The sequence below is a fragment of the Bradyrhizobium sp. P2_E8 genome (assembly GCF_056403875.1).
In genome coordinates, this window is record NZ_JBFUES010001872.1 from 1 (window position 1) to 589 (window position 589).

1 protein-coding gene is annotated in these 589 nt (G+C 61.3%); it reads left to right on the top strand.

Features of this window, described 5'->3' with window-relative positions:
• Nucleotides 1–589 (top strand): ABC transporter substrate-binding protein (locus AC1D00_RS44435; RefSeq protein ID WP_477015119.1); only part of this gene is annotated, 589 nt, incomplete at both ends.

The following is a 589-nucleotide window of genomic DNA, read 5'->3' on the forward strand; positions in this document are numbered from 1 at the left end:
CGACGCGATGATCGAGCGCTCCATTCGCGGCGGTGCTTCGCGCCGCGATCTTCTGAAGCTGATGCTTGTCAACGGCATGGCAATGGCAGCCGCCGGCACGGTCCTCGGCCGCGCATCGCAGGCGGTAGCGGCGACGCCCGTCAAGGGAGGCGCTCTGAAAGCAGCGGGCTGGTCCTCTTCGACCGCCGACACGCTTGACCCGGCCAAAGCCTCACTATCGACCGACTATGTGCGCTGTTGCTCGTTCTACAACCGCCTGACATTTCTCGACCAAGCGGGCGTGCCCCAGATGGAGCTTGCCGAGTCGATCGAGAGCAGCGATGCCCAGACCTGGACGATCAAGCTGAAGAAAGGCGTTACCTTCCACAACGGCAAGGACTTGACCTCCGATGACGTCATCTACTCGCTGAAGCGTCATCTGGACAAAGCAACGGGATCCAAAGTCGCGGCGATCGCCGTCCAGATGACCGGCTTCAAGGCCGTCGACAAGAATACAGTCGAGATCACGCTGGCGAGCCCCAACGCGGATCTGCCGACGATCCTGTCCATGCATCACTTTATGATCGTGGCCGACGGCACGACCGATTTC